The following is a 7,500-nucleotide window of genomic DNA, read 5'->3' as shown; positions in this document are numbered from 1 at the left end:
CCGAGGTGAAGGTGACCCGGCCGTCGCCGACGGTGTAGCTCAGCCGCCGGTTGACCCGGAACGCGCCGCCCTTGGCCTCCACCCAGGGCAGCACTGACGCGAAAAATCAACCCCACCGCCAAGTCAAGAGCCCGCCGTGTCGCTGGCGCGCCACGCCTCTTTCGCAACAAGTCGGGCCGTGCTGCTCGGGCTTCACCCGCCCGAATAGGTGAGCCGGGGCCACGGCCGTATCCTGGGACCATGGCCCCGAAGCCCCCCAAGCTGGACAAGGCGGCTGCCAAGGAAGCAAGCCGCGAGCGTCGTGCCGCGTCCAAGGCACGCCGTAAGCAGATCTTCGAAGCGTTCAAGATGCAGCGCCGTGAGGACAAGTGGCTGTTGCCGCTGATGATCCTGGCGGTGCTGGGCAGCACGGGCGTGGTGTTCGGGATCGGCTGGCTCATCGGCTACCCGTGGGTGGTGCTGCCGCTGGGCATCGCCATCGGCGCGTTGCTCGCGGTGAGCATCTTCGGCCGCCGCGTGCAGCGCAACGTGTACTCCAAGGCCGACGGCCAGCCCGGCGCGGCGGCATGGGCGCTGGACAACCTGCGCGGCAAGTGGCGGGTGACCCAGGCGGTCGCGGGCACCACCCAGCTGGACGCGGTGCACCGGGTGCTCGGCCGCCCGGGTGTGGTGCTGGTCGGCGAGGGTGTGCCGCACCGGGTGAAGCCGCTGCTCGCGCAGGAGAAGAAGCGCATCGGCAGGCTGATCGGCGACACCCCGATCTACGACGTCATCGTCGGCAACGACGAGGACGAGAAGCAGGTCCCGCTGCGCCGCCTGCAGACCCACCTGTCCAAGCTGCCGCGCAACATCACCGTGGCGCAGATGGACGTCATCGAGAAGCGACTGGCCGCGCTGGCCAGCAGGGGCGCCGCGCTGCCCAAGGGTCCGCTGCCGCAGGGCGCGAAGATGCGCAACGTGCAGCGCACCATCCGCCGCCGGTGATCCGGCGCTAACGCGCGATCGTGACGACGGTGCGGGCGACGTGGTCGTGCAGGCCACGTCCGTCCACATCCATCACCAGCGGCGGGATCACCAGGCACAGCAGCAGGGTGCGCAGCACCGAGTGCCCGAAGGACAGCCGCTCCCCGGTCAGCGAGGCCGGTTTGATCCCGGCCACCCAGTGCCCGGGGGTGCGGCCGAAGAGGGCCAGGCTGACCACGGTCAGCAACGCGAACAGCGCGATCGTGGACACCGCCGGGTTGGTGGTGAGGAAGTTGCCGACCGCCGCGCACGGCACCCAGTCGATGAGCAGCGCCAGGAACCGGCGCCCGGTCCCGGCCACCGAACCCAGCCCGGACTCCGGCAGCCCGAGCCGCTCCCCTCGGTAACCAGGCTCTTCGGCCGGATCACCCTCCCGCGCCGCGCCCGGTCCTGACAACCACGAACCCGTCCACCTGCTCACGGTGTCAAGGGTAGGCCGGGCTGATGTGGTTGCCCCGACCAGGTGGTGCCGTTCCCCGAGATGGGGCGTCGTTAACACCGGTGAAACACTCGGGTGATGACCGAGCAACACCATGGTCATACGGTCACTCGCAACAGGGCCGGCTCTGCGCCGGTTGTCCTGACGGCGTGCGAAGACGCCGGCCCTGCCGGCACAACAACGAAGGAGCCAACGAGGGTGTTCACCAATCCCGACGAGGTCCTGAGCTTCATCGCCGACAACGGCGTGAAGTTCATTGACGTGCGGTTCTGCGACCTGCCCGGCATCATGCAGCACTTCACCGTGCCTGCCGCCTCGTTCGAGCGCGACACGTTCGAGGAGGGCCTCGCCTTCGACGGCTCCTCGGTGCGCGGTTTCCAGTCGATCCACGAGTCCGACATGCTGCTGCTGCCCGATGTGGCCACCGCGCGGCTCGACCCGTTCCGGATCGAGAAGACCCTCATCATCAACTTCTTCGTGCACGACCCGCTGACCCGGGAGCCGTACAGCCGCGACCCGCGCAACATCGCGCGCAAGGCCGAGCAGTACATCACCGAGTCCGGCATCGCCGACACCTGCTTCTTCGGGCCGGAGGCGGAGTTCTACCTCTTCGACTCGGTGCGCTTCGAGAACCGGGAGAACGCCTCCTTCCACGAGGTCGACTCGGTCGCGGGCTGGTGGAACACCGGCGCCGACGAAGAGGGCGGCAACAAGGGCTACAAGGTCAAGTTCAAGGGCGGCTACTTCCCGGTCTCCCCGACCGACCACTTCGCCGACCTGCGCGACAAGATCACGCTGAACCTGATCGACTCCGGCTTCACCGTCGAGCGCGCCCACCACGAGGTCGGCACCGCGGGCCAGGCCGAGATCAACTACAAGTTCAACACCCTGCTGCACGCCGCGGACGACCTGCAGCTGTTCAAGTACATCGTCAAGAACACCGCGTGGGCCAACGGCAAGACCGCCACCTTCATGCCGAAGCCGCTCTACGGTGACAACGGTTCGGGCATGCACGCCCACCAGTCGCTGTGGAAGGAAGGCGCCCCGCTCTTCCACGACGAGTCCGGCTACGGCGGCCTGTCCGACACCGCACGGCACTACATCGGCGGCCTGCTGCACCACGCGCCCAGCCTGCTGGCCTTCACCAACCCGACGGTGAACTCCTACCACCGCCTGGTGCCGGGCTACGAGGCCCCGGTGAACCTGGTCTACAGCTCCCGCAACCGCTCGGCGTGCATCCGCATCCCGATCACCGGCAACAACCCCAAGGCCAAGCGCGTCGAGTTCCGCTGCCCGGACTCCTCCGGCAACCCGTACCTGGCCTTCGCCGCCATGCTGATGGCCGGCCTGGACGGCATCAAGAACAAGATCGAGCCCCCGGCCCCGATCGACAAGGACCTCTACGAGCTCCCCCCCGAGGAAGCCAAGAACGTCCCCCAGGTCCCCAGCTCCCTGGGCGAGGTCCTGGACAACCTGGAGCGCGACCACGACTTCCTCCTCGAGGGCGGCGTGTTCACCCCAGACGTCATCGAGACCTGGATCTCCTACAAGCGCGAGAACGAGATCGACCCGATCCGCCTCCGCCCGCACCCGTACGAGTTCGCGCTCTACTACGACGTGTGATCCGCAGTAGCTGAAAAACGGCCGAGGGCCGGGCCGGTCACCAAGACCGCCCGGCCCTCGGCTTGTTGTCGCCGCCGACGGCTACCCGGCCAGCAGCGCCCGGCAGAGCTCGGGCAGCACCTCCCCGATCGGCTCCCGGATCACCTCGACCGCGTGTTCGTCATACGGCGTCGGCGCCGCGTTCACCACCACCAGCTTCGCGCCGCCGCGCACCGCCACCGCGCACAACGAGGCCGCCGGCTCGACCTGCAGCGAGCTGCCCACCGCCAGGAACACCTCGCTCGCCGCCGCCACCGCGCGGGCCTTGCCGATGACCTCGCCGTCCAGCTGCTGCCCGAACAGGATCACCGCCAGCTTCAGGATTCCGCCACAGTCCACACAGGACGGATCAATCTCGCCCGCGCGGACCCGGTCCAGCACCTCGGGAGTGGGAGTCGTTGCGGCGCAACCACAACAGACGGTCTGGTGCATGCTGCCGTGCAGTTCGAGCACCTTGCGGGCGGGTACCCCGGCGCGCTGGTGCAGGCCGTCGATGTTCTGGGTCAGGACTCGGACGGCGGGGCCGCCCGCCAGGTCGGCGAGGGCCTGGTGGGCTGGGTTGGGTTGGGCGCGCCAGGCCGGGTGGTCCAGGTAGCGCTGCCAGAAGCGGTGGCGGATGTCCTGGTCGGTGAGGAAGTTGTCCAGGGTGAACAGGTTGGCGAGCTTGGGGTCGCGGGTCCAGATGCCGTCGGGGCCGCGGTAGTCGGGGATACCGGAGTCGGTGGAGATGCCCGCGCCGGTCAGCACGGCGATCCGGCGCACCCCGCGCGCCCAGTCCGGTCGCAACTCGCTCATGGCGACCGACCCTAGTCAGCTGCCGACAGCTGCACGATTCATTTGTCGCGATCACTTGCTGCCTCGACCCAGCTACCGACGGCGATAAGTCGGCCAACCCGCAACCGAAACTTCACTCCACCACTGGGCCATACGGGTGAACAGTTGCATAGGCGGCTAACGCCGAGCAACAGAAGGCGGAGGTAATGCTCACCTCACGAAAACGCCGTGACGCGCAAGCCAGCGCAATCCGACGTCAACCACCGGGGAGTTCGTTATGAACGACTTCGTTTTCGGCGTCGACTTGGACGGTGTCTGCGCGGACTTCTACGGAAAGATTCGGGAGGTCATGGCAGAGTGGCGAGGAGTCGACATCGACACCTTGACACCGGATGTGCACTACGGATTACCCGAGTGGGATCTTCCACCAGACGAGTACGAGCGCCTGCACCGGTTCGCGGTCACGCAGCGCGGACTCTTTCAGCACGTCAAGCTCATCGATGGAGCCTCTCAGTCCCTTCGGAGGCTCAGTACCGAGGGCGTCCGTATCAGGATCATCACGCATCGCCTGTTCATCAGGCACTTCCACAAGACAGCGGTAACGCAGACGATCGAATGGCTGGACAATCACGGAATCCCATACTGGGACCTATGCTTTATGAAAGATAAGGCGCTTGTCGACGCTGATATCTACATTGAGGACGCACCCGAAAATATCCGCTGCCTGGAACGGAAAGGTCGGGAAGTCATCGCGTTCACGAACTCGACGAACAGAGATCTCACACCGGCCCTTCGCGCTGACAAATGGGCTGAGGCCGAGAAGATTGTCCGGGAGCGCTACTACAACTGGCGAGCGCTCAACAACCTCCAGAAACCACTAGCGCCCGGTCACACTCCGGCCTGCTCGTGCTGTCACCAAAGTTGACGCGCCTGCTCGCGTAGCTGGAAACCGGCTGCCGCACCGGTCGGTTAACCGCAGACTGGCGCCATGCGTCTCCCGCACGGCTCCACCAGCTTCAACGTCACCACCCCCGCACCGGACCCCGCCGAGTTCCGCACCCTCTGCGAGGCGGTGGCGCGCGAGTTTGGCGCCCACGTCGAGGAGTTCCTCCTCCCCTACGTGACGCCGAACTACACCACCGCCCGGATCCGCGAGGGCCAGCACCGCCTCGACCTGTTGTGCCACAACGCGATTCGCCTGCTCGCCTTCGCCGAACCACCCGAGAACCCCGGCGCACCACCGGTCTTCCGCGACGAACCGCGCTGGGCGGCAACCCTGACCGCCTGGTCGGACTTCCGCGTCTGCACCGTGGCGGGAGCTGGACACACCACTGTCCACAGTGGACCTCAGCCAGCTGATCGTCCACGAGCACAAGCAGATCAGCCACTGGCGACCAGCGACCGTCGGCGAGCTGACCTTCAACCACTGGGACTGACCGCCTCAGCCCAGTGGCGGCAGCATGGCCTGGGCGTCCGCGCCGTTCATCCACAGGCCGATGGCGAAGGCGGCCGTGGCCTCCAGCAGGGCGGCCCTGGACAGTGGGCCGGCCACCACCGGCGTGCAGCCCAGGTCCCGGACCAGGCTCCCGGTCTGGTCCAGGGACTCGGGGTGGTCGCCGCACAGGGGGACCAGGATCGGGCGGGCGGCGAAGGCCGGCGGTGTCATTCGCCAGATGTCGACGTGGCACAGGTTGAAGGCCTTCACCACGTGGGCGCCGGTGGTGGCGAGCTGTTCGGCCAGGGAGGCGCCATCGGTGGTGAGGGTCCAGTCTGGGCCGACCGGGTTGGTGCAGTCGATCACGGTGCGGCCCGGTGGGAGGTTGGCCGCGGTCAGCACGTCCAGGGCCGCGGTGGACGGCACGGCCAGCAGCAGGACCTCGCCGAAGGCGGCGGCCTCGGCGTAGTCGCCGGTGCGGGCGCCCAGGCGGGTGGCCAGCGGGGCTGGGTTGGTGCGGGTGGCGATCATCAGGTCATGGCCGTGGCGGGCCCACTGGGTGCCGAGGGCGTCAGCCATGCCGCCCGCGCCGAGAATGCCGATGCGCATCGTGTTGCCTTCCGGTTGGAGTTCCACTGCCGGAACGGTAGGAAAGGCGATGGGCACCGAACGGTGTGCGACGGCTCGGGCAGGCTGGGGCGGTGTTCATGGCGGAGCGGGACTACCTGGCCGACTGCCGGGCGCGGCTGGCCTTCGACCTGATGGCCAACACCTGGAACCCGGTGGTGCTGTGGGCGCTGCGGCACGGGCCGCGGCGGCCGGTGCAGCTGCGCCGGGACATCGGCGGCATCCGCACCAAGGTGCTCACCGAAACCCTGCACCGGCTCGCCTACAACGGCCTCATCGCCAGGGACAGCTACCGCGAGGCGCCGCCGCGGGTGGAGTACCGGCTGACCGAGCTGGGCCGCAGCCTGCTGGGGCCGATCGAGGCGTTCGGCGCGTGGGCGTACCAGCACGGCGACGAGGTCATGGCGGCGCAGGAGAACTTTGAGCAGCTCAGCGGTTAGACAGACCGAGGGCCGGGCAGCGTGTCGCCGCCCGGCCCTGGGACTCCTTGAGTCAGCGGGTCAGGACTGGTGCTCCCGGCGCTGGGCCTCCGCCTGTGCCCGTTCCTTGCGGGCGCGCGCGGCCTCGGCCAACAGCATGGGCGAGGGGGCACGGTGCACCGGCGATGTGCGAGTGGCCTGGTCACCGGCGGCCCGTGGCGACTGCCCGTTCTGCTCGACCATTACGTCCTCCTCCAGCCGGGTACTAACCAACTGCCCACGAGGCTAGGCCGCTCCGCGTCACCCCATCAGGCGAATCTTGGGTAGCGGAGAGTTTCGGAATCGTTTCCGAAGAGTCGGAATGTGATCGTGAACACGCAGTTGACCAGCACTTTTGGCCGAAAGACAGGGGTCCGTCCGACCTACTGGAGTTGCTCCAGATGTCTGGACAAGATCTTCAGAATTCGTCCTCTTGCTCGTCGTCCTCGGCGTCGGAGAGGTACAGGTCGACCGAAAACGGGCAGGGCAGGCCGGCCAGCCGGGCGGTCAGCTCCGGGGCGAAGGTGAGCTGGCCCTGGCCGTTGGTGGCCTCCACCGTGCACCACACGTCGACCTCGTAGTCCCCGGCCAGCCCGGCGAGCGTGCCCAGCTTGCCGTCCAGCTCCGCCAGCAGCCACTCCAGGTGCGCCGAGAGCGGCTCCTCGGGCTCGGCCTCGCTCTCCAGCAGCCACATGGACTGCTCCCGAGGGGTCGAGATGCTCTTGCCGATCGGCTCACCGCGCTCGGCCGAGGTGGTCGGCTCCAGGTCAAGGGCCTCGGTGACCGCGGCTGCGGCCGCCTTGGTGCTGAACAGTCGCAGGGACGCGCTGGCGCGGGAGATGGCCACTCTCAACTCCTCGGGACGGAGCCTTCATCCTGGCAGACCAGCGGGCGCGCTCAACCGCCGAGCAGGGCATCCCTGGTGACCTCGAGCTGGCCGTGGTGCTGGGCCAGCTCCTCGTAGACGTGCTGCAGCGCCGCGCCCTGGCTGATCCCGCCGGGGAAGTTCCGCCAGTGCGGCGGCGGCTCCCGCCGGACCGGCGCGCTCGGCTCGGCCGCGGCCACGTCGGCGGCGAACCGGG

At 68.1% G+C, this 7,500-nt stretch carries 9 protein-coding genes and 1 pseudogene; 4 read left to right on the top strand and 6 right to left on the bottom strand.

Going from position 1 to position 7,500, the window contains the following annotated elements:
* The first annotated feature begins 240 nt into the window (after window positions 1-240).
* Window positions 241-984, top strand: coding sequence for a DUF4191 domain-containing protein (locus tag ACWDY5_RS41280; protein WP_449727573.1), 744 nt, complete (start codon window positions 241-243; stop codon window positions 982-984).
* Between the two features lie 7 nt (window positions 985-991).
* Here ACWDY5_RS41280 and ACWDY5_RS41275 read toward each other — a convergent pair whose 3' ends face one another.
* Complete coding sequence (locus ACWDY5_RS41275; protein ID WP_449727572.1) at window positions 992-1,444, bottom strand: RDD family protein; 453 nt, start codon at window positions 1,442-1,444, stop codon at window positions 992-994.
* A gap of 216 nt (window positions 1,445-1,660) precedes the next feature.
* Between ACWDY5_RS41275 and glnA the strand changes: the two genes are divergently transcribed.
* Entirely contained in the window at window positions 1,661-3,085 is a 1,425-nt protein-coding gene (gene glnA, locus ACWDY5_RS41270) for a type I glutamate--ammonia ligase (RefSeq protein ID WP_449727571.1), read from the top strand.
* A gap of 81 nt (window positions 3,086-3,166) precedes the next feature.
* Here glnA and ACWDY5_RS41265 read toward each other — a convergent pair whose 3' ends face one another.
* The gene (locus tag ACWDY5_RS41265) at window positions 3,167-3,919 is read right to left on the bottom strand and encodes an SIR2 family NAD-dependent protein deacylase (RefSeq protein WP_449727570.1); all 753 of its coding nucleotides are present in this window, start codon (window positions 3,917-3,919) and stop codon (window positions 3,167-3,169) included.
* 256 nt (window positions 3,920-4,175) lie between these two features.
* On the opposite strand from ACWDY5_RS41265, the gene ACWDY5_RS41260 reads away from it, so the two are divergent.
* Window positions 4,176-4,823, top strand: coding sequence for a 5' nucleotidase, NT5C type (locus ACWDY5_RS41260; RefSeq protein ID WP_449727569.1), 648 nt, complete (start codon window positions 4,176-4,178; stop codon window positions 4,821-4,823).
* A gap of 516 nt (window positions 4,824-5,339) precedes the next feature.
* Here ACWDY5_RS41260 and ACWDY5_RS41255 read toward each other — a convergent pair.
* The gene (locus ACWDY5_RS41255; RefSeq protein ID WP_449727568.1) at window positions 5,340-5,969 is read right to left on the bottom strand and encodes an NADPH-dependent F420 reductase; all 630 of its coding nucleotides are present in this window, start codon (window positions 5,967-5,969) and stop codon (window positions 5,340-5,342) included.
* Window positions 5,970-6,040: 71 nt separating this feature from the next.
* Between ACWDY5_RS41255 and ACWDY5_RS41250 the strand changes: the two genes are divergently transcribed.
* Window positions 6,041-6,400, top strand: a complete 360-nt coding sequence (locus ACWDY5_RS41250) for a winged helix-turn-helix transcriptional regulator (RefSeq protein ID WP_449727574.1) — start codon at window positions 6,041-6,043, stop codon at window positions 6,398-6,400.
* Window positions 6,401-6,460: 60 nt separating this feature from the next.
* On the opposite strand, the gene ACWDY5_RS41245 is transcribed toward ACWDY5_RS41250, so the two are convergent.
* From ACWDY5_RS41245 to ACWDY5_RS41235, 3 genes and pseudogenes are all read right to left on the bottom strand, one after another.
* Window positions 6,461-6,622 (bottom strand): hypothetical protein, encoded by a 162-nt coding sequence (locus ACWDY5_RS41245; protein ID WP_252486815.1) that lies wholly within the window; start codon window positions 6,620-6,622, stop codon window positions 6,461-6,463.
* A 214-nt stretch (window positions 6,623-6,836) separates the two neighbouring features.
* Window positions 6,837-7,265 carry a DUF4279 domain-containing protein gene (locus tag ACWDY5_RS41240; RefSeq protein WP_449727567.1) on the bottom strand — a complete coding sequence of 143 codons (429 nt, stop codon included), beginning with the start codon at window positions 7,263-7,265 and terminating at the stop codon, window positions 6,837-6,839.
* Between the two features lie 50 nt (window positions 7,266-7,315).
* A pseudogene (locus ACWDY5_RS41235) lies at window positions 7,316-7,500 on the bottom strand (hypothetical protein); the annotation flags it as partial.

The organism is Crossiella sp. NPDC003009 (assembly GCF_053591555.1).
The sequence above is the reverse complement of the archived record's forward strand: the minus strand, read 5'-3'. Positions and strand labels throughout refer to the sequence as shown.